20 protein-coding genes are annotated in these 22,490 nt (G+C 36.8%); 17 read left to right on the top strand and 3 right to left on the bottom strand.

The features are described 5' to 3' along the window. Positions 1-272 precede the first annotated feature (272 nt). The 6 genes from MKX39_RS11010 to MKX39_RS10985 all read left to right on the top strand — a co-directional run bounded on the left by MKX39_RS11010 (position 273) and on the right by MKX39_RS10985 (position 6,218). Positions 273-1,229, top strand: coding sequence for a sugar kinase (locus tag MKX39_RS11010; RefSeq protein ID WP_340769593.1), 957 nt, complete (start codon positions 273-275; stop codon positions 1,227-1,229). Positions 1,230-1,243: 14 nt separating this feature from the next. Beyond that, the gene (locus MKX39_RS11005; protein WP_093538522.1) at positions 1,244-1,864 is read left to right on the top strand and encodes a bifunctional 2-keto-4-hydroxyglutarate aldolase/2-keto-3-deoxy-6-phosphogluconate aldolase; all 621 of its coding nucleotides are present in this window, start codon (positions 1,244-1,246) and stop codon (positions 1,862-1,864) included. A gap of 16 nt (positions 1,865-1,880) precedes the next feature. Next, entirely contained in the window at positions 1,881-2,954 is a 1,074-nt protein-coding gene (gene uxuA, locus MKX39_RS11000) for a mannonate dehydratase (RefSeq protein ID WP_340769592.1), read from the top strand. Continuing rightward, on the top strand, positions 2,951-3,787 hold the full coding sequence (locus MKX39_RS10995) for an SDR family oxidoreductase (RefSeq protein ID WP_340769591.1): 837 nt from the start codon (positions 2,951-2,953) through the stop codon (positions 3,785-3,787). Before uxuA ends, MKX39_RS10995 begins: the two co-directional genes overlap by 4 nt. 3 nt (positions 3,788-3,790) lie before the next feature. Further along, a complete protein-coding gene (locus tag MKX39_RS10990) occupies positions 3,791-4,795 on the top strand; it encodes a LacI family DNA-binding transcriptional regulator (protein WP_340769590.1) in 1,005 nt (334 codons plus the stop codon). Between the two features lie 85 nt (positions 4,796-4,880). Beyond that, the gene (locus tag MKX39_RS10985; protein WP_093538526.1) at positions 4,881-6,218 is read left to right on the top strand and encodes a gluconate:H+ symporter; all 1,338 of its coding nucleotides are present in this window, start codon (positions 4,881-4,883) and stop codon (positions 6,216-6,218) included. Positions 6,219-6,327: 109 nt separating this feature from the next. Here the strand turns inward: MKX39_RS10985 and MKX39_RS10980 are convergent, their stop codons facing one another. The 3 genes from MKX39_RS10980 to MKX39_RS10970 form a co-directional block, all read right to left on the bottom strand. Beyond that, the gene (locus MKX39_RS10980) at positions 6,328-7,293 is read right to left on the bottom strand and encodes a fumarylacetoacetate hydrolase family protein (protein ID WP_340769589.1); all 966 of its coding nucleotides are present in this window, start codon (positions 7,291-7,293) and stop codon (positions 6,328-6,330) included. 218 nt (positions 7,294-7,511) lie between these two features. Beyond that, positions 7,512-8,669: an MFS transporter gene (locus tag MKX39_RS10975; protein ID WP_340771421.1), complete on the bottom strand. Its 1,158-nt coding sequence runs from the start codon at positions 8,667-8,669 to the stop codon at positions 7,512-7,514. A gap of 366 nt (positions 8,670-9,035) precedes the next feature. Then, entirely contained in the window at positions 9,036-10,859 is a 1,824-nt protein-coding gene (locus MKX39_RS10970; protein ID WP_340769588.1) for a V4R domain-containing protein, read from the bottom strand. Positions 10,860-11,085: 226 nt separating this feature from the next. On the opposite strand from MKX39_RS10970, the gene MKX39_RS10965 reads away from it, so the two are divergent. The 11 genes from MKX39_RS10965 to MKX39_RS10915 all read left to right on the top strand — a co-directional run bounded on the left by MKX39_RS10965 (position 11,086) and on the right by MKX39_RS10915 (position 22,477). Then, positions 11,086-12,285, top strand: a complete 1,200-nt coding sequence (locus MKX39_RS10965) for an acyl-CoA dehydrogenase family protein (RefSeq protein ID WP_340769587.1) — start codon at positions 11,086-11,088, stop codon at positions 12,283-12,285. 107 nt (positions 12,286-12,392) lie between these two features. Next, positions 12,393-13,343: a VOC family protein gene (locus tag MKX39_RS10960; RefSeq protein WP_093538531.1), complete on the top strand. Its 951-nt coding sequence runs from the start codon at positions 12,393-12,395 to the stop codon at positions 13,341-13,343. A 15-nt stretch (positions 13,344-13,358) separates the two neighbouring features. After that, a complete protein-coding gene (locus tag MKX39_RS10955) occupies positions 13,359-14,213 on the top strand; it encodes an alpha/beta fold hydrolase (RefSeq protein ID WP_340769586.1) in 855 nt (284 codons plus the stop codon). Between the two features lie 42 nt (positions 14,214-14,255). Next, complete coding sequence (tcuA, locus tag MKX39_RS10950; RefSeq protein ID WP_340769585.1) at positions 14,256-15,743, top strand: FAD-dependent tricarballylate dehydrogenase TcuA; 1,488 nt, start codon at positions 14,256-14,258, stop codon at positions 15,741-15,743. 12 nt (positions 15,744-15,755) lie between these two features. Further along, positions 15,756-16,625, top strand: a complete 870-nt coding sequence (locus MKX39_RS10945) for an alpha/beta fold hydrolase (protein ID WP_340762714.1) — start codon at positions 15,756-15,758, stop codon at positions 16,623-16,625. 78 nt (positions 16,626-16,703) lie between these two features. Beyond that, positions 16,704-17,912: an acyl-CoA dehydrogenase family protein gene (locus MKX39_RS10940; RefSeq protein ID WP_340769584.1), complete on the top strand. Its 1,209-nt coding sequence runs from the start codon at positions 16,704-16,706 to the stop codon at positions 17,910-17,912. Positions 17,913-18,204: 292 nt separating this feature from the next. Further along, a complete protein-coding gene (locus tag MKX39_RS10935) occupies positions 18,205-19,164 on the top strand; it encodes an SMP-30/gluconolactonase/LRE family protein (RefSeq protein WP_340769583.1) in 960 nt (319 codons plus the stop codon). Between the two features lie 109 nt (positions 19,165-19,273). After that, positions 19,274-20,230 carry a VOC family protein gene (locus MKX39_RS10930; protein ID WP_340769582.1) on the top strand — a complete coding sequence of 319 codons (957 nt, stop codon included), beginning with the start codon at positions 19,274-19,276 and terminating at the stop codon, positions 20,228-20,230. Between the two features lie 27 nt (positions 20,231-20,257). Next, on the top strand, positions 20,258-21,208 hold the full coding sequence (locus tag MKX39_RS10925) for a VOC family protein (RefSeq protein WP_093538538.1): 951 nt from the start codon (positions 20,258-20,260) through the stop codon (positions 21,206-21,208). A gap of 12 nt (positions 21,209-21,220) precedes the next feature. Continuing rightward, on the top strand, positions 21,221-21,691 hold the full coding sequence (locus MKX39_RS10920; RefSeq protein ID WP_340769581.1) for a flavin reductase family protein: 471 nt from the start codon (positions 21,221-21,223) through the stop codon (positions 21,689-21,691). 15 nt (positions 21,692-21,706) lie between these two features. Then, positions 21,707-22,477: a 2-keto-4-pentenoate hydratase gene (locus tag MKX39_RS10915; protein ID WP_093538540.1), complete on the top strand. Its 771-nt coding sequence runs from the start codon at positions 21,707-21,709 to the stop codon at positions 22,475-22,477. Positions 22,478-22,490 lie beyond the last annotated feature (13 nt).

Below are 22,490 nucleotides of genomic sequence, written 5' to 3'. Positions count from 1 at the left end.
ATACAAATACCAACATACATTCAGAAATGTGAATGATTGTTGGTATTTTTTTATTAGATGATAAATTATGATATTCATTTGGAAAAGTGAGTACCTAAACCGAATAGATAGACGAGGGAGTCGTGTATTATTGAAGCATTTCCTAGCATTAATTGACGAACAATTGTAAATAGTACTTGATATTGAAAACCCTTTCAATATATAATCATTATAAACCGATTTACTAAACCGATTTATGAAAAAGAATATATTGTTATAGGGGGTTAGGTTCAATGGATACAGATTTTGGTGTACTAACATTAGGAGATGCTTTAATAACATTTAATCCATCTGTAACTGGACCAATGAGATATGTACCGACATTTTCAAGAAAAGTAGGGGGAGCAGAGTTAAACTTTGCGATTGGTTGTGCCCGTTTAGGACTCAACTCTAAATGGGTGAGTCGATTAGGTGGGGACGAATTTGGACGAGTAATATATAACTTTGCACGTGGTGAGGGTATTGATGTTTCTGAGGTTAAGCTGGTCGAGGGCTACCCTACATCCTTGAATTTCAAGGAAATTCGAGAAGATGGATCAGGAAAAACGTTTTATTATCGTTACCAGTCCCCAATATTAACGATGGAACCTAGTGATATTACAGAACAAATGTTAGATGGGATTGACTTAGTTCATCTAACTGGTGTTTTTATGGCAATAGATAAAAAAAATATAGAAATAACGAAAAAACTATTGATACTTGCTAATCAAAAAAATATACCAGTATCATTTGATCCAAATATTCGTTTGAAGTTATGGACAATTGAAGAAGCAACCGCAGCATATATGAATATTTTCCCCTATGTAGATATACTGCTTACTGGGTTAGATGAAATCGAGATGATTTTAGGTGATTCAACAGAACAGGCATTAGTTGAATGTGCAAAGCGCTTCAAGATTTCAGAGTTAGTCATAAAAGATGGTGGGAATGGTGCAAGAGTTTATACCAATAATAATTGGTATAAACAAGAGGCATTTCAAGTGACGCCAATAGATACAGTTGGAGCGGGAGATGGCTTCGATGCCGGCTATATTTATTCATATCTTCATGAATATGAACCAAACGAGCGACTGAAGTTTGCTAATGGAGTTGGTGCACTTGTGACTACGGTTTCCGGGGATAATGAAGGGCTTCCGGAACTATCGGAAGTACTAGCTTTTATACGAAACGATAAAGTTATTGAGCGATAAGGAGGAAATATAAAATGACAAAGTATTCTACATTGACACAAGTTACAGAGTCAAAGGTCGTTGCAGTAATTAGAGGAAATAGCGCTGAGGAAGCTGTTCAATTAACAAAGGCAGCAGTTGAAGGTGGAATTCGAATTATTGAGTTAACTTATACAACTCCTCAAGTCCAGAAAGCATTTGAAGAACTTCAAGAAATAGATGCAGTTTTAGGTGCAGGTACAGTACTTGATGCGGAAACTGCTCGACATGCAATCCTAAATGGTGCAAAGTTTGTCGTTAGTCCACATTTTAGTGAGGAAGTGGCAACCGTTTGTAATAGATATGCAATTCCATATTTACCAGGCTGTATGACAATTCGTGAGATGGTAAAAGCGTTAGAGTCAGGATGCGATATATTGAAACTATTCCCGGCTAACAATTTTGATCCTTCTTTTATTAAATCTGTTAAAGGTCCTCTTCCACATGTTCAAATAATGCCGACAGGTGGCATTAATGCGAATAATATGCAGGAATGGCTAGCAGCTGGCGCAGTTGCAGTAGGTGTTGGAAGTGATTTGAACAAAGCGTATAAAGTTGGTGGATATGACGCAGTTGTGGAAGCAAGTAAAAAGTATATAGATGCTAGTAAAAACTGAGAGGAGAGAGTATATCATGAATATGACTTTTCGTTGGTACGGAAGAGGCAATGATACAGTAACACTCGAAAATATAAAACAAATACCAGGTGTTAAAGGAATCGTATGGGCCCTCCATCAAAAGCCTGCAGGGGAAATATGGGGAAAAGAAGAGATTAAAGAGGAAATCGATTATATACATTCATACGGTTTTCATACCGATGTAGTGGAAAGTGTGAATGTCCATGAATCTATTAAATTAGGGAACGAAGAGCGTGACCAATATATTGAAAACTACAAGCAATCGATTCGAAATCTTGGAGAATACGGTGTAAAAGTAATTTGTTATAATTTCATGCCAATATTCGACTGGACTCGTACGGAAATGTTCCATCCACTAGAAGATGGATCAACTGCATTGTTTTTCGAAAAGTCAAAAGTAGATAATATAGATCCACAAGAATTAGTTAAAACAGTAAGTGAATCCTCTGACTTGTCCTTACCAGGATGGGAACCAGAAAGAATGGCTCATATTGCTGAATTATTCGAAGCATACAAGGAAGTTGATGAAGCTAAGCTTTGGGCTAATCTTGCTTATTTCTTAAATGAAATTTTACCAGTAGCTGAGGAAGCTGGCATTAAAATGGCTATTCATCCTGATGATCCGCCGTATTCAATCTTTGGTCTGCCACGTATTATTACTGGCGAAGCAAGCTATGAGAAACTAATTGCAATTTCGAATTCATCTTCCAACGGATTTACCATGTGTACTGGCTCAATGGGTGCAAATCCTGAAAATGATATGGTCCAAGTGGCTAGAAAATATGCAACACGCTCTCCATTTTCACATATTAGAAATATAAAAATTTATGAAAGCGGTAACTTTACTGAAACTTCGCATTATACGAGCGATGGATCTATCGATATAAAAGGTGTGGTAGAAGAGTTAAATAAACAAAATTATGATGGGTATGTGAGACCAGATCACGGTCGACATATTTGGGGAGAGGTCTGTCGCCCTGGATATGGCTTATATGACCGAGCTTTAGGCATCATGTATTTACTAGGGTTATGGGATGCTTTTGAAACAAATAAGGAGGATTCGCGATGATTCCTATTCATGAAAATATAGATGGTCGGGTTGCTGTAATTACAGGTGGTGGCGGTGTGTTATGCTCCCGAATGGCAGTGGAACTTGTACGTCATGGGGTAAAAGTTGCCATCTTGAATAGAACTGCCGCAAAAGGTCAAAAGGTGGTAGACGAGATAACTTCCAAAGGTGGAGTAGCAATTGCCATAGAAACGGATGTCTTAGATCGTGAGTCTCTTGTTCGTGCAAAAAAAGCTATCTTGGAGCAATTTGGTCGAGTTGATATTTTGATAAATGGAGCCGGTGGTAACCATTCAGATGCGATTACTGGCCCTGAAAAATACGAAGAAGATGCGACGAGTAAATCCTTTTTTGATTTGGATGAAAGTGGATTCTCAGATGTTTTTTCTTTGAATTTCACAGGTACTTTTCTACCTAGCCAAGTTTTCGGCAAAGATTTACTAAAAGCGGAATCTCCGACCATTATTAATATCTCATCGATGAGCGCATATGCACCATTAACGAAAATTCCAGCATATAGTGCAGCAAAAGCATCTATAAATAATTTTACAATGTGGATGGCAGTTCATTTTGCGGAAGCTGGATTACGTGTAAACTCCATTGCACCTGGATTTTTTGTAACGGAACAAAATAAAGATTTATTACTGGACGAAAATGGCAACTATACAGCTCGCTCACAAAAAGTAATGGCAGCCACTCCGATGAAAAAATTTGGAAAGCCTGAAGAACTATTAGGAGCGCTGTTATTTTTAGTAGATGAATCATATTCGTCATTTGTCACTGGCACAACGATGGCTGTTGATGGTGGTTTTATGGCTTACTCAGGAGTATAAGAGATGAAAAACATTACAATTGCCGATGTAGCAAGACATGCAGAAGTTTCTAAAAGTACTGTTTCCCAATATTTAAACAAACGATATGAGTATATGAGTGAGACAACACGAAAGAAAATTGAGAAAACAATTAAAGAGCTAAATTATAGACCTAATGTTGTTGCTAGAAGCTTAAAGCAAAAATCGACTTTTACGGTGGGAGTCATTGTGGCTAACATTCTACATACATTTTCGACTCAAATTATACGCGCAATCGAAAATAATTTTCACCAAAAGGGTTTTCATATTATTGTTTGTAACGCAGATGATGAACCAGAAAAGGAAAGAAATTATATTGAAATGCTAATGGCTAAGCAAGTCGACGGTTTTATCATCTTTCCAACAGGCGGTAACGTAGATTTATATAAAGAAATGGTTAACCAAAATATCCCATTAGTATTTATGGATAGAACGATTGATGAAATGGATATACCAACTGTAATGCTCGATAATATGGATGCTTCAAGGCTTGCAGTACAAAGTCTAGTGGATAAGGGCTATAAACGTATTTCTATTATAACTACTTCAATCATTCGAAACATAAGTCCTCGTGTGGAAAGGATACAAGGTTATAAGAAGGCATTAGAGGATTTCCAAATGCCTGTAGTACCAGATTATATAAAATCTCCGGATGTAAAAAATTTAAATTTAGCTATCGGTGAACTGTTCCAATTAAATGCACCGCCTGATGCGATTATTGCAGGGAATGATCGGGTGTTAATCGGTGTATTGAATTATATTAAAGAACATGATTTGAAGATTCCAGATGACATAGCAGTTATTGGAATTGATGAAGTTTCATTCGCAGGCTTTTTCACTCCTACTATTTCGACAATTTCTCAACCTACCGTAGAAATGGCAAATCAAGCAGTGAAACTATTATTAAATCAAATTAACCAAGAGGTAGATTTGGGGGAGACGGGAGTATATCGTTTGAAAGCAACTTTAAATTCACGAGAATCCTATTAAGTTAAACAGAATTATAGGTAAGGATATTCTAAACATGTTATAAAATCATCTCAATGAAAATTGAAAAGGGTTAGGGGAAATGAATATGGATTGGTTTATCGAATACGCTCCAATAATTTGGGTAGCATTAGGGGTGGCACTTTTATTATTTCTAAATATAGTTGTGAAACTTAACAGTGTATTGGCTCTATTAATTGTAGCTACATTAGTAGGTATTTTAAATGGTTTAACATTAGATGCAGTTGTTATCTCTATAAAAACTGGATTTGGTAGTACACTTGGAAGTTTAGCAATCATAATTGGTATGGGTGCTGTACTAGGGAAATTAATGGTAGACTCTGGAGCTGCTCAACGTGTAGCTTCCACCTTACTGAATAAATTCGGTGTAAAGAATATTGAATGGGCAATACTAATTGTCGGGACAATATTTGGGATTTCTGTTTTTTATGAAGTAGCATTTATCATTCTTGCACCTCTTGTAATTAGTATTGCTATTGAAGCGAAAATTCCTTATTTAAGATTAGGGATTACAATGGTAGCTGCAGCAACGATGGCACATAGTATTTTTCCACCACAACCAGGACCAACTGCACTGGTAGATGCTTATGGTGCAGATATGGGTATGGTTTATATTTTAGGAATTGTTGTTGTAGTTCCATCCGTTATTTGTGCTGGTATTATTTTACCAAGAATGTTACGTAATCTAGACTTACCTGTTCCACCTCTTTTGAAGAAATCAAAACAATTCTCAGAAGAAGAAATGCCTGGATTTGCTGTTAGTTTATTAGTGCCTTTACTACCAGCAATTATTATTACTGCCGCAACCATCATCAATATTTTTGTAGATAGAGAGACCACTTTCTCTCAAATTATTAATTTCTTTGGTAGTGCTGAGATTAGTATGATTCTAGCTGTTCTCGTAGCGATTTATGTCTTCGGTACAAGTAGAGGGAGATCGATGAAAGAAGTCATGGGTTCCTTCTCTGGAGCTATTGAAGGAATTGCAATGATTGTCTTTATAGTAGGAGCAGGTGGGGCCTTCAAACAGATCATTCTAGATACTGGTATTGGTGACTTTATCGCTGGAATGATGCAAAATACTAGTGTATCGCCACTAATCATGGCATGGTTAATTACAGCTATTCTGCGTATTGCGACTGGGACAGGCGTTGTTTCAGCCATTACTGCAGCAGGTATAGTAGGACCGCTTATTCATACTTTTGATGTTAATCCTGTTCTAATGGTATTAGCAACTGCAGCTGGAAGTAACACTATTACACATGTAAATGATGCATCCTTCTGGTTGTTTAAGGAGTATTTCAATTTATCTATTAAAGACACGTTCAGAACTTGGGGACTTCTTCTATTCACCAACTCTATTGTAGGATTAGGAGTCGTATTATTACTTAGCTTGTTTATATAATTCATGTAAAAATGCTTTGCGATGCTACTGTTTTAGTAGTATAGCAAGGCATTTTTTATATGTAAACCGATACTTCCATTTCCTAAATCGGCATAATGAGTAATTCTTTTTAGGAATTTACAGATATACTTTGAACAACTGTTGATCTTTGTTTACCGAGGTCAATATAATGATCACGGCTTTTAATTTCAAGTTCGATTATATCTCCTGGTTGTAAATAACCATTTTCTTTTTGGGTATCTACAAAGTAGTTAATTTTTTCTTCGTACGTTGTATTTATATCAATCATTTTTTCAAGTATATCTTTATTTAATCGTAAACAGACTCCACCGGGTGTCCCGGTTAATATTAAATCGCCAATACGTAAATCAAAAATAGTCGACATTTCCGTTAATGTATCAGTTGGCTTAAACAATAAATGATCGCTAAAGGAATGTTGCCGAACTTCGTCATTTACTCTTAATATTAGCTCTAAATCATTCAGATAGTGAATTTCATCTTGTTCTAATAAATACAGGTAGGGGCCAGTAGGACAAAATGTACGATAACTTTTCCCTTTAAACCATTGTTGTTCTACAATTTGTATATCGCGTGCCGAAACGTCGTTTGCAATTACTAATCCACCGATATAATCACCAATATTTTGGGTGGTAATGTTGGTTTCTTCTGTGATATCTTGTTTGAGGACAAGTCCTAATTCAATCTCATAATCAAGCAATTGGACATCTTGCGGACATATTATATTTGTATTAGCTGCACTTAATGTACTTGGGGACTTCATAAATAGTAAATTATATGCAGGCTTTTGTTGAGTAAATCCAGCTTCTTCACGATGTTCAGCATAGTTTGTTCCCTGGCAATAGATATTCCCGTCATGTGTAATAGGTGATAAAAGAGTGATTTCTTCCATAGAGATAATAATACCTTCTGTTTTAGCCCTTGTAATTTGCGAATGTCCATCTGTTAATATGCTCCGAAGCGTTGGAAACGTTCCCTCTATAAGGCGTAAATCTTCTTCATAAATTCCCCAACGTTCTTGTCGATCATATTCAAAACGTAATAAAGGTGTCCCCATTTTGAATCCTCCTTTTATTTAGTATGTTTCATTATAGGAAGAAAGTGGACTCTAAAAATACAATAAAAGCCTGCTGAATTTTCCAAGGAAAACTGCTAAAAGTCATTGAAAATTAAAAAGAGATATCTTAGAGAGGATGTAAATAATAAAAGGTATTAAAAAAACTAGAAGCATAAGACTCCTAGTTTTTTGTACAACCCTTTAGTTGTATTGTTTTTTTATAGGGCAGGAGCATGGGGATCTTTTGCATGTGACTTTGAATTGCTCATTATTAAAATAATTGACCATACAATCGCTAAACCTGTCAAACCGAGTGAAGCAAACAATAATGTAGTGCGCCCACCTTCAAAGCCTGTAATATTTAAAATGGTCTGGTAAAAAAGGGGGCTTAATAAACCGCCAAGACCTTGTGCAGCTACTATGAAACCAACAAATGAAATGCCTTTTTTCTCATTGGATAATTCGGATATTCGTGCAAAAACTCCTGGAAGTGCTAATCCTAGGCCGATTCCACCAATAAAACTAGCAACAAATATCATTGTTAAGCCATTTGATAAATAACACCCAAGTATTCCGCCGCCAGTTAATAAAATAGCTAGAGGTACGTTTTGGGTAGGCATGAGTGCACGAATTCTAGAGAAGAACATACCAATAATTAATGTCCCAAAAGTGAATAAGGATATTGCTAGGCCTGCTTCCGTGGCGCTTCCTAATCCTTCTGATTGGATAAGAATAGATATGTTTGTCACATATCCAAAAACTAGCATGGAGAAAAAGACTTGACCAATAGTAAAACCATATACCGTTTTAGGTGCAGTGAATAATGTCTCTTTCAAAGAAGCATGAACTGCAACTTTCTTTGCTGGTTCTGGTAAATAAAGAAACGTAATTGCTAATATCCAAATAGGGAATAAATAAACTAAGAAACCATATTGCCAACCAAAGTTGTCTGCTAACATACCACCACCAAGTTGGAAGAAAATAGCTCCGACACAAGCGATCGTGGATGTACCGAATCCAATTAAGAAGTCGCGCTCACGATCCTCGAAGAACCTAGTAATAATATCAATCGATAATGGTAATGTAATCCCTACACCAAGTCCTAATAATCCTCGGAAAAGAATAATTAAAAATAAATTATCAAGGAAGAATGGCATAATACCACCAATCATAAAGAATATTAAACCAGCAAATAGTAAACTACGGGATGTGAACTTAGTCGAGAGTTTACCGTAAAATAAGGAAGGGAAAATCATAAATAGTCCAGGAATAGTTGCAATTAACATAACAGTTGATGGTGCATACTCAGGGAAAGCTTCAATTAAATCCGCCATAATAGATCCTGCTACACCTGCTGCTACATCTTGGAATGCGATAATGACAATCAGAAACTTTAAAAAGCCTTTGCTCTTTGTTGGAAAAATAATGTTACCTCCTCTTATTAGTAGTAATTTCCTAAAAACTGTCTAGCATCAGAAATGGATAGAATGGAACAATGATTATTTATTTTTATGGACACTTCTTACTTTAGAGAGTGGTACATATCTCTGAAATCTCTATTTAAGAAAGCGTTTTCATTTTATTCCCCTTTCTTTAAAGTTAGTAAAATCGTAGCATTTTTGATTTTGATATAAATAGATAAACTTTATTTAAAAACAACGTTTGCTTTCATAAGAATTTATTGAGATACCATTATTTTCTCAAAAAAAACCTACGCCCTTAAAGAGCGTAAGCTTAAAAGTTTATTCTATTTCAACCTCACCTAGTATCTCTAAAGCTTCAATACAGAACATTAATTCGAAAGAATCCTTAGAATTTCGTAAATTTTTGTTTAATAAATCTTCGAGTTTTTGAATGCGATATACTAAGCCACTCATTGATAAACTTAAATCAAACATAGTCTGCTGTAAGTTACCATTATTTTTTAAAAATGTATAGAGTGTTTTTAAAAATTCAACTTTTTTTGCTTCTTTTAACTCTAAAATTGCCTTTAACTCATGCTTTGCTAATTGAACAATCGAAGCTTTGTTATGTGAATTGATAATCGAGCTAATGATACTAGTATTTTCAAATAAGACAATTGATTGCTTTTTATCTATATTTAAAGCAATAATCGATTGCTGATGTGCTTCGGGAATATCTTCAATATCTTGGATGGTACGACTAATCCCAATTCTAAAATCGTAAATTTTGAAGGAACGCTGTAAGTGCTTTATTATACTTTCTGCAATTTCCAATGTATTTGGTTGTTTTTGCATTAAAAAAATTATTTCATCTTGAAATGAGGTGATGAAAATAGGTATTTTATGCATTTCCAAATAGATTGTAAATGTTTGGATGACTTTTGAAAGAATTTGTTGCTCTTTAATCTGCATGCTATTTTTGAGGATTTTAACATTTCCGATAAAAAATTCTTGGCTTAAATCTATTTCCATTAAGTAGCTACGATAATTCATACTCGATTTTGATGTATATTGTTTTTGCAATAGCTGTTCAAAGAAGTAAGCTTTCATATTCTCAATAGCCTCTAAACTAGACTTCTCATTTAAATAATGAAGAGAGCATACGGTTGCTGCTCGTTGGATAAAGTCTCGCTCAAATTCTAATTGCTTTGTCTGCGTGGGATAAATAAATGCAATATAACCAATCACTTGATGATGGACTGTAATTGGACAAACGAGTCTCGTATGCTTTTGTCCGTCTATTTGTAAAGGATGTTCGGGTTCAATTGGTTTTAACAAAAGCTTACCTGAACGGGTTTGACCAACCTGCTTGGCGAAATCGTCGTATAAATTATCTAATTCTTCTAGAGTAATGCCGGCGGTCATGTATGAATTTAAGTTTAAATCTTGCAAGATAACTGGAGTATCAAGCGTTTCATAAATGGTTTCTAATAATTGCTCCAATTTCATTCCTTGTGTAAGTCCTTTTGTTAAATTGTTATGAAATATGGACACTAGTTCCGTTAAGCGCTTTTCTTGATAAAGCTGTTCATAAGTTGTATTTAATTCATCAATCATACGAGAGTGATTCATTTTAATTACATATGATTGTGTTTCTTTATCCCAATCCTCTAGTGCCTTCATTTCAAACGCACATTCCGCATCTCCCCGTGCTCGACACGTTACTTCAATAATATATATCTCTTTTTTTGTTAAATAAGAAGTGAAACCGCTTGCATATCCAGCCAATGTGTGACAAGCAACCTGTTCACTCACTCCGAAATGCTGTAAATGTTCTGAAGCTTCATATGAATTAATCCAAACTCCTTTTGCATAAATCTCTTTAATATTATCGTGGTCATCTAAGTGTAGTACTCTTTCGGTTACTAAATCCGTAATTTGTCCGGTATTTAGGTGATAAGAGGAAGCAGAATCTAACTTTTCACGTAACCCAAGTTGCATGCGGTCTACTTCTTTTGCATGGGCTACACCCAAATTCCATCCATACCTTAATAAGAAGGTTTTTGCATGATCATATCCTAAATGCTCGATAAGTTCTTTACGTAATAAGCCAAATGAATTTGATGTTGTATACAGCTCTTTGTCAAACGTTGGTAAAGTCATTTGTTCGCCTCTTTTCGTAAATTCTTTACAGGGAAAAATGTGTTATTAAGGGTATCTTATCAGAAAATTTAGAAAAGGGTAGCGCGAATTGAGTGAAAATTAACTATTTCTGTATTTTGAGTATTTTTTGTTGGTATTGAAGTTTAAAATTCAACGATTTTCATTGTACAATTCAAAATTTTGTTTCGTTACATTTAACGTATCTTACAAGATAGGAGTGAATACGATGCCAGATGTACTGACAAAAAATGAGCTTGCGATTATTGATGAAGCAAAAGTACTAGCAGAAAAAATACGTGGGCGTGCAAAAATAACGGAGGAGTTACGACGTATTCCAGAAGAAACTATTCAAGAATTGAAAGATACAGGTATCATAAAAATCTTACGTCCCAAACGATATGGTGGTTTGCAGTTAAGTGTAGAAACATATGCAAGGGTAATTGTTGAGATTTCAAAGGCATGTGCTTCTACGGGATGGATTGCTTCATTATGTGCCATTCGTGAATTAATGGTAGCTGAATCATTTAATGAAGAAGCGCATGAAGAAATCTTCGGTCAAGAACCAGAAGATGTTCTCTTTGCAGGGGTATACGAGCCTCGAGATTGCAAAGTACAAAAGGTAGATGGGGGCTATTTAATCGAAGAAGGTCACTGGATGTTTTGTTCAGGATCATTGCATGCTACATGGGGTTACTTTGGCATGTATATAAAAGATGAAAACGGAGAAATTTTGGAGCAACTGTTAATGACCGTCCCATTTAGCGAACTCGAAATTGAAGATGATTGGTACACACTTGGCTTAAGAGGCACCGGGAGTAATGCTGTTCGTATGAAAAATGTCTTTGTACCAGAAAATCGTGTGACGTCTTATCTCGATGTATTAAACGGAGATTTCAAATCATCACATTTACGCGATATTCCTTTATATAGTACCGCTTTATTCCCAGCATTAATTCTTTCGCTAGGCTTACCGGCATTAGGGGTTGTGCAAGAAATGCTTGAGAACTTTAAAAAGGGATTGCCTTATCGTACAGCTGTGCATATGGGCGTGAAGATGATTAAAGATGCAGCAAGCACACATACATTATTTGCAACAGCAACAATAAAAGTGGAAACAGCTGAAATGTACTTAATGAATTTAGCTAAAAGTATGGATGAGTGGGCAGATAAGCAAGAAATTATGCCAAAAGAGCTTCGTTTGAAAGCGCTAACAGATATCGGTTATGCGAACGAATTATTAAAAGAAGCGATGGATGAGTTACTTGCTGCTAGTGGTTCAGGTTTTGTATACGACCAAAGTCCAATGCAACGGTTAATTCGTGATTTTATGACGATGCATTCTCATCGTTCATTATCTCCTGTTATAACACGTGAAAATTATGGTCGATTATTAGTAGGGCTAGAGCCAAATGCAATTCGCTATTAAGTAAAAACCAATGAAGAATGATTTGTTTTTCAACTGTTTTTTCCATAGTTTTGAAGAATCTACTTCTATTAAAATAGCATTAAAGAAAGAAAGGAGTTAGTTAGTGAATGAATCCCAAAATTGCGAAGTTAGGTTATGTGTCATTGCAAACCTCAGATATGGAGACATCCGTTAACTTTTTTCAAGAAGTAATAGGACTGGAATGTACTAACAAAATCGGCGATAGTTATTATTTTCGCGCTTGGGGTGACTTTGAACATCACAGTTTAGTTCTTAGCCCTGGTGAGACTGGAAAGGTGACACATTTTGGTTTACGCACAAAAAGAAAAGAAGACGTGGAATTATTCGAACAGCAGTTATCTGCAAAAGGCTATGAAATAGAAAATGTACCTGCTTGGACAACAGCTGGTATTGGAGAAGCAATTCGATTTACTGCACCATCTGGTCATCGTATTGAATTATATTATGATATCCAGCGTCCTCAAGTAGAGGATTCCCGCAAATCGGTTCTTAAAAATCAAACATATAAATCTTGGGCCAAGGGAATTTCACCTAGACGTTTGGATCACATCAATATTCATACAAGTGCTGATGCAAAAAGCGTGTATGCATTTTTTGTAGATGAACTAGGATTCCGCATTAATGAATGCATTCAAGAAGAAGATGGTGCATTACTAGCAGGATGGATGAGTGTAACGGAACTTGTTCATGATATCGCTTTGGTAACACATAAAAAGTTAGAAACGACCGCAAGATTCCACCATATTTCATACTGGTTAGATGATGTAGGAGATATTTTACGAGCAGCAGATATTCTAAAAGAATCTAAACTACAATTTATCGGGCCAGGTAAACATAGTATTTCACAAGCTACTTATTTATATGTCATTGATCCAGGCAGTGGATGTCGTGTAGAACTCTTTACAGGTGGCTATTTAATCTTTGAGCCAGACTGGGAAACAGTTGTATGGAGACCAGAAGAGCGTAAACTTGGCAATACATTTTGGGGCGATAGCATTACAGGGAATGAGCTCATTCTTCCAACAATTGAAGCATAAAGGGGAGGTATATATATGCAAGTAACGACAGAAGTAACTGTTAAATCACAAAGAATAACAACAGGTAAATACACCACATGGATGAATGAATCAGGTCAACAACATCCAGAAACAATTTTATTTTTACATGGATCAGGACCAGGAGTAACCTCCATTGCAAACTGGAAATATGCGTTAAATGATTGTGGGTCACAGTTTCATTGTTTAGCTCCAGACCTATATGGTTTTGCCCAAAGCGATCATCCAGACGTACCGTTAAAAAACCGTCAAGCATGGATGGACTGCTGGATGGAACAAGTGTTAGAAATTATGGATTATTACAAATTAGAAAAAGTTCATATTGTTGGCAACTCATTAGGGTGCTCAATCGCTTTAGAATTAGCTGTTGAATATCCAGAGCGCTTTGATCGCATTGTATTAATGGGACCAGGAGGAACGCCGAATACAAAGTTAAGTTTAGAGCTGGCACGTGCTAAAAACTTTTATGATAGCCCATCTGAAAAACGCCTCCAGCAGATTATGGGATGGTTTGTATATGATAAAGAGGCAATGCAACCAGTCATTGATGAAGTGACGAAGCCAAGATTTGAAAATGCAATGAGAGAAGAAGTGAAACGTTCGAATAATTCTATTTTTGCTACGGCAGCGGTACCGATTCCAACAGTCGCATTAAATAGACTGCAACATCCAATTTTACTGGTACATGGTCGAGATGACAAAGTATGTTCGATTGAATCCAGTTACTATTTATTAGAACATTTGGGAAATGCACAGCTGCATGTTTTTAGCCGATGTGGTCACTGGACTCAAATTGAGAAAAAAGATGAATTTAATTATTTAATTCAACATTTTTTTAATAGGTTAATATAAAGACTTTAAAATTTAAAGCGCTTTCAAAAAGGAGATGTCCTGATGTCACAAGCATGGGCAGCAGATGTAGTCGTAGTAGGTGCAGGCAATGCAGCCATTTGCGCAGCCATTGCTGCTGCGGAACAAGGGAGTGAGGTCATAGTTTTAGAAATTTCCTCAGAGGCAGAAAAAGGTGGCAATACCACATACACTCATGGTTCAATGCGTTTTGCTTATAACAATGGTGAAGAAGTTAGAGCACTTTTGCCAGAGATGACCGATGAGGAATTTTCAATGACAGACTTTGGAGATTATACAAAAGAGCAATTTTTTGATGATGTGAGTCGCCTCTCCAATTATCGAACAGACTATGATTTAGCTAATATCTTGGCAAAAGAAAGCTACAAAGTAATGCAGTGGTTAACCTCTCACCAAGTGAAATGGATTCCTATTTATGGACGTCAAGCCTTTAAAATAGATGGAATATTCAAATTTTGGGGCGGCATGGTATTAGAAGCAGTTGGTGGAGGAAAAGGGCTAGTAGATGCCCTTCATCAGGAGGCAATTCGATTGGGTGTTCGAATTTTATATAATACCTCTGGCGTTAAGTTGGATATAGCGAATAAACGAATTCAGGGAATTTATATTCGTGAGCAAAAACAAGATGCATATATTCAATGTAAATCGGTTGTACTTGCAAGTGGTGGCTTTCATGCGAATGTAGAAATGCGTACAAAGTACTTAGGACCTGGTTGGGATAGCGTTCATACGCGCGGGTGCAAGTTTAATACAGGAGCAGGTTTAAAAATGGCCATCGATGTGGGAGCAAGAACGATTGGCAATTGGTCTGGTGCACATGCAGTTGGTGGCGATCGGTATTTGCCGAATTTCAAAGAAGGCTTTCAAAAATTAAGCTACCCCTTTGGCATTCTTATAAATAAAGAAGGTAAACGCTTTATCGATGAAGGTGAGGATTTCCGGAATTATACGTATGCCAAAATCGGAAAAGAAATTTTAAAGCAACCTGGGCAATATGCATGGCAAGTGTTTGATACAAAAGGCAAACGCTTTTTAAGAGAAGAATATGAAGGTCGCGCTGTCTCAAAGGTAGTAGCCAACACATTAGAAGAACTTGTGGAACTGATGGGTGATGTAGACCACGAGGGCTTTTTGGCAGAAGTAGAAAACTTCAACAAAGCGGTAATGGATGTCCCATTTGATCCGAATATGTTAGATGGTAAAGGTACAGAAGGCTTAAGAGTACCAAAATCAAACTGGGCCCTCCCGATTAATGAAGGACCATTTGTAGCGTACGCCATTGGTTGCGGCATTACGTTTACCTACGGGGGTCTACACATTACGAAAAAAGCACAAGTATTACATGAAGATACAACTCCAATCGAAGGCTTATATGCAGCTGGTGAAATTGTAGGTGGTATATATTATGACAATTATCCAGGGGGTGCTGGCCTTACATCAGGTTCTGTATTCGGTAAAATTGCCGGCAGCCAAGCAGCGAAATATGTTCAAGCAGAATATCAAGTGAAATAAGGGGGAATTTGTATGGCTATAGAAGCACATAAAGTACAAACAGGGGATTTTGGAACATTTATCTATGAATCTGGTAAAGGAAATAAAGAAACGGTGATTTTATTGCATGGGTCAGGGCCAGGAGCTGGAGCAAAAGCGAATTGGCAACATGTGATTGAAGATTACGCGAAAGATTATCATGTTGTAGCACCAGATTTACTAGGGTTTGGAGATACTGATCATCCAACTGAATATCCAGAAAATGGCGTCCAATGGATGTCAAAACGTGTAAAACAAGTTTTAGACTTAATGGATACATTAAAAATTGAAAAAGCTCATTTAGTAGGAAACTCTCTAGGTGGCGTAATTGCAATGTATTTAAATATGGCAGCCCCAGAGCGATTCCCGAAAAATGTATTAATGGGTGCCGGTGTGTTATTAAAAGAGCCAACAGTTGAGCTAATGAAGTTAGCTAACTTCCATTTAGATCCTACAAAAGAAAACTTACGCAACTTATTATCGTGGTTTGTGTATGACATTGAGAGTATGAAAGACTTTGTTGATGATGTGGTAGAAGAGCGTTTTGAAATGTTCCAACGCCCAGAAATTTATCGTTCATATCGGGAAAATTTCACTAAATCTAGCTTAACTGATATGTTAATTCCTCAAACAGCCTTCGAACGTATGCAAAATGAGTTTTGTTTAATTCATGGGTATTTTGATCGTTTTGTTCCGTTACAAAGTAGTTTGTATGCATTAGATCACTTACCAAATTGTGAATTGCATGTATTTAAAAAATGTGGTCACTGGGCAATGATTGAACAACGTGAAGAGTTTTTACATGCAACAAAACATTTCTTTCAAAAAAGTGTTCCCTTAAAATCAGAACCTGTGAAAGCGTAAGTTAATATATTCATGTTAAAAATATTTGGCTGATTACTTGTACTTCTATGATGCACAATAAAAAGGAGTGTGGCACTTATGACACAAACAACAGTTCAACAGACTGAAGTACGCGAAATGCTGATTGAAAACGCACGATCAATGCAAAAAGTTTTACGAGATGCGACTTTAGAAATCGATCAAACGAGTAAAATACCTGATGAAATTGTTCAAATGATTCGTGATAAAGGATTATTAAAAGTATTACGACCAAAAATGTTCGGTGGTTTTCAAACAGATATGCGTACTTATTTTGAAGTGGTAACAGAAATTTCACGTGGGAATGGTTCAGCTGGGTGGTTTGTATCTTTAAGTAACATTCGAGACTATATGGTTTCTTACGCTTTCGGTCGAAAAGCCTTAACTGAAATCTTTGGAGAAAATCGCGATAAAGATGTGATTCTAGCTGGAAACTTCAAACCAGTTCATATCGATTTAGAGCGTGTCGAGGGAGGCTACTTAGTCAAAAAAGCACAGTGGCCATTCGTATCTGGATCTCCTTACGCAGACTGGTTTTATTCGGGTGCACCTGTTGATGATGGTAAAGGTGGACAAGAAATGGCTATTTTCATCGTTCCACGTCAAGATGTCACTGTTTTAGATGACTGGGATGTAGTGGGGTTAAAAGGTTCAGGTAGTAATAGTATCGTGATGGAAAATGTATTTATCCCAGACCATCGGGTATCACTAGATCGTTTAGCGGTCCAAGGTCATTATATTATAGATGAACTAAAAGATGAGCCGCTATACCGGACACCATTTGTTCCATCGCTAACATTATCCATTGTAGCACCAACTTTAGGGCTTGCTCTAGGTGGGTTCGATTTACACATGGAGCGCGTCATGAAGGCGGGTATTGGCAATACCTTCTATCAGAAAATGAGCGAGGCACCAATTACGCATTTACAAATTGCAGAAGCGGAAATGAAAATTGAGGCAGCCCGTTTAATGTTTATAGATGTGCTTAATAAACTCGACGGATATTCTCGTGAAGGAAAAGTGTTCAGTCAAAAAGAAAGCATTCGTATGAAAGCTGAATTCGGTTTTGCCAATCAATTATGTAAAGAATCCTTTGATTTGATGCTTGCTGGAGCGGGTTCAGTGTTTGCATACAACAGCAATGTATTCCAAGCATTCTACCGAGACTTCATAACGATGCACTTACACGCATTTATAACACCGAGTTCACTCCTAGAAACACATGGACGAATTCTTTGCGATCTGGAGCCGAATACGTATTTTGCATAAAAATTAAATATAGCTAAACGTGAAGAGAAAAGGTTTAAGACTTTTCTCTTTTTTTAAAAAGCATATAATTTGAGTGAAAACATGTATATTTAGGTGGTTTTATATCCAATTATCCGATTATATAAAGTGGATCTAATTGATTGGAGCGCAGAGCGACTCCAGCGGCTGAAGCCATGCCCACGGAAAGCGTCCGCTTGGAGCGGAAATCAATGGCCAATCTACGCCTTTTTTATTGAAGGACCGGGCGTTTATTGCCCGGTTTATCTTATCAACATTTTTAGGAGGTAAAAAGATGAAAAGATGTGGTCATTATGAAGCTGATTTTGCAGTTAATCCTATCTGGCATAAGCAGTTCGGTGTCATATGGTTAGATATTAGAGCACAAAAAATTATTACATACTATCCTACATCCGAAGAAGAACATGTTTATGATGCTATGGGTCCTATTGCAGCAATCGTGCCAATAGAAGACGGAGAATTTATCGGTGTGTATAAAGATGGTTTATACAAAATTAACTTTAAAATGGGGACCAAAAAGCCTTTCACCTTCCCTACTGGATTAAGTACAATGCATTATTTAAATGATGCGAAATGTGGTCCTGACGGTTACATATGGGTTGGTTCATCAGATGGATTTTTTAAAAAGTTTAGGGAAACAGCACCGACTGCGATGTCCGATTATCCCTTTCATAATTCAAAGTTATATCGTATTAGCCCAAATGGGGAAATACAAATATTGCTTGAAAATATTGCATCATCAAATGGTTTAGCTTGGCAAACAGAAACAAATACATTCTTTCATATCGATTCAGCTAAACAATCTATTTTTGAATATAAGTTTTTGGAGGAAGGTATATTAGAATTTCAACGCGTAGTCTACACATTTGAAATGTTAGAAGGGTTTCCAGGTGGAATGACGATTGATGCCCAAGGTAACTTATGGATGGCATTGTATCAGGGAGGGCTTATCGCTAAAAAAAGTAAAAAGCCAACGCGTATAATTTGTTTAAATCCAACAACGATGCAAATTTTAGATGAAATTCTATTGCCCGTTACGCATGTTACATCTTGCGTCATCGGTGGGGAGAATTTAGATATGCTTTATATTACAACAGCTAGGGATCCAATATCACAGGCTGCTACAACTAATGAGCCTATGGCAGGCTATTTATTAGAAGTTCCTATACATAGTGTAGGTATTGAACAATTTGTAGTGCCTGTCATGCAAAGGAATTCAATAAAAATTGTTTAAAAAAAATGGATTTATAGATAAAAAGAGCTCTAACTGAAACCGCTTCCTTTTTATATGATAAATATAAGTTCAGAGAGTTAGACATTAGCTAGTTAGCGGAGGGTTGAGAATGGGGAAACCAGAAATTGCAAAATTAGGGCATGTAGCATTAGTTAGTACAGACTTGGATCAGTCCTTAAAGTTTTTTAAAGAAGTCATTGGTTTAGAAGAAACAACAGAAATCGACGGAGTACATTATTTGCGGGCATGGGGTGACTTCCAGCACCATACGTTAAGCATCGAACAAGGTGAGGACTCATATGTAAAATGGATTGGGTGGAGGACGAAAACGAAAGATTGTGTTTTAGGATTTAAGAAACTTCTGCAAGAAGCAAACGTAGTAGTGGAAGAATTTCCAATGGGTTCAACACCTGGTATTGGAAATACGATTCGTTTTCAATTGCCAAGCGGTCATACATTTGAGTTTTATTATGATGTAGATAAACCTGAAGCTGCATCAGAATACAAATCTATTTTAAAAAACCAAGTATATCAAGCACATAGAAAAGGTATATCGCCACGTCGTATTGACCATGTGAACATTCATACATCTACAAATGCTAATCATACATTTGATTTCTTACTAGATACATTAGGCTTTAACTTGCGTGAATATGTAAAAGCGGATGAAGGCATTTTAGCTGGCTGGATGAGTGTAACATCTCTCGTGCATGATGTTGCACTAGTACAAAAGTCAGCTTTACCATCAAAAGCACGTCTACATCATCTTTCTTATTGGTTAGACAATTCACAAGATATTTTACGAGCAGCAGACATTTTAAGAGAGCAAGGTATTCCATTTATTGGTCCAGGTAAACATGGGATATCGCAAGCAATTTATTTATATGTAATGGATCCAGGAAGTGGTTGTCGTGTAGAACTGTTCACAGGTGGCTATTTAATATTCGAACCGGATTGGGAGCCAATTGAGTGGACACGCGACGAACAGTTAACTGTAGGAAACACATATTGGGGCGATAGTGTGCAAGATAAAGAGTTAAATAATATTACAATCGAAGCAAGATAACTAACGTTAAAAGGAGAGGTATAGCATATGAAACCAGAAATTTCAAAACTAGGACATTTTGGATTAGTGAGTACAGACCTAGTAAAATCATTATGGTTCTTTAAAGAAGTAATTGGTTTAGAAGAAACAGAAGTAGTAAACGGGGTTCACTACCTACGTGCATGGGGAGATTTTGAACATCATACATTATCAATTCGTGCGGGAGAGGAATCTTGCTTAGATCATATTGCCTGGCGTACAAAGCGTAAAGAAGACGTTGATGCATTTGCGGAATCTTTAAAAGCTAACGGTACGGAAATTGAATGGGTTGAACCAGGTACAGAAGCTGGGCAAGGAAAAGCATTCCGCTTCAAAACACCGAGTCAGCATACGTTCGAAATTTACTTTGAAATGGAAAAAACATTAGCATCAGCTGAAACGCGGTCGGTACTAAAAAACCAAACGCATCGCTCATGGAATCGTGGGGTATCACCACGACGTATTGACCACGTAAATTTATTATCTTCCTTACCTACTAAAGAGTTTGCCGACTTTTTACAAGAACAAATGGGCTTTAATTTACGTGAATATATTGAAGCTCCAGATGGTAGCTACTTAGGAGCATGGATGAGTGTAACTCCACTTGTACATGATATTGCCGTCAGCTTTGACCCGAATGCACCATCTACACATGAAGTGCATCATATTGCATATTGGTTAGATAATGCGCAAGATTTGTTACGCGCAGCAGATATTTTAAAAGAAAACGGCATTTACTTTAAAGGACCTGGAAAACATGGGATTTCTCAAGCTATGTATATTTATGCCATTGACCCAGGTAGTGGCGTTCGTCTTGAAATCTTTACAAATGGTTACTTAATATTCGAACCAGATTGGGAGCCGATTCGCTGGACATTAGATGAAATGGATATTGGGTTTACTTATTGGGGCGACCAAATGGATTCCAAAACGGAAAATAATCCAACAATTAAAGCGTAGGGGGAATGGAAAATGGAAGATCGTTTATTCCGTGATGCGATGGGGAAATTTGCAACAGGTGTGACAGTTATTACAACGCTACATGAAGGACAGCCACATGGAATGACAGCGAATGCATTTATGTCCGTATCGCTTGATCCGAAATTAGTGGTAATTTCAATCGGAGGAAACGCACGTTGTCTGTCGAGGATCAAAGAAAGTGGCATTTTCGCCGTCAATATTTTAGCTGCAAATCAGCAGGAACAGTCGATGATTTTTGCAGGACAAATAAAAGAAGAACGTGAAGTAATTTTTGAAACATTAGCAGATATTCCAGTAATACCAAATGCTCTAGCGCAAGTAAGTTGTGATGTAGTTACTGAATATATCGAAGGGGACCATACCTTATTTATTGGTAAAGTTCGCGATATTCGTGTACAAGATGGAGAGCCATTATTGTTCTATGCAGGGAAATATCGCTCACTAGAGACAGTGCCAGTATAAGGAGGGGAAACATCGGTGGATATTCAGCAAGGAGCACAATTATTAAGATTAGCTGAAATGAATAAGCAACCGATTGCCCCATTTACATCGTCAACTGATATTTCAGTTGACGATGCTTATCGTATTCAGCTTCTTCAAATTCAAGATAAAACAGAAGCAGGAGCCGAAGTTGTGGGCATGAAGATTGGGTTAACAAGTAAAGTAATGCAAGATATGTTTAAGGTGACGACGCCTGATTTTGGGCATATTTTAAATACGATGGTGTACACCGAAGAAGAACCGATTAATATTCAACAATTTTTGCAACCTAAAGTTGAATTCGAACTAGCCTTTTTCTTAAAAGCAGATTTAAAAGGACCAAATGTGTCAGAACAAGATGTTATAGCTGCGACAGAGGCTATTGCACCCGCAATTGAGATTATTGATAGTCGAATAGAAAATTGGCAATTTCAATTTCAAGATACTGTCGCTGATAATGGATCTTCTGCAGGAGCAGTTATTGGTAAAATGCGTACAGCAGTGGATTTACAAGGGTTGGAGACAATTGAATTGGTTGCAAAGCGTAACGGTGAAGTATTTGACAAAGGTATAAGTAGTGCAGTAATGGGGAATCCAGCAAAAGCTGTTGCGTGGCTTGCGAATATGTTAAGCGATTATGATATTACATTAAAAGCAGGACAATTCATTTTAGCGGGAGCCATTACGGCAGCGGTAACGTTTGAAGCAGGTGATACTTTTGAAGCAGATTTCGGAACGTACGGCACTGTCCGTGTCGCATTTTCATAAAAGAGGTGACAAT

This window comes from Psychrobacillus sp. FSL K6-1464, from assembly GCF_038003145.1.
Taxonomy (GTDB): Bacteria; Bacillota; Bacilli; order Bacillales_A; family Planococcaceae; genus Psychrobacillus; species Psychrobacillus psychrotolerans.
This window is presented reverse-complemented; position numbering and strand designations above follow the sequence as displayed.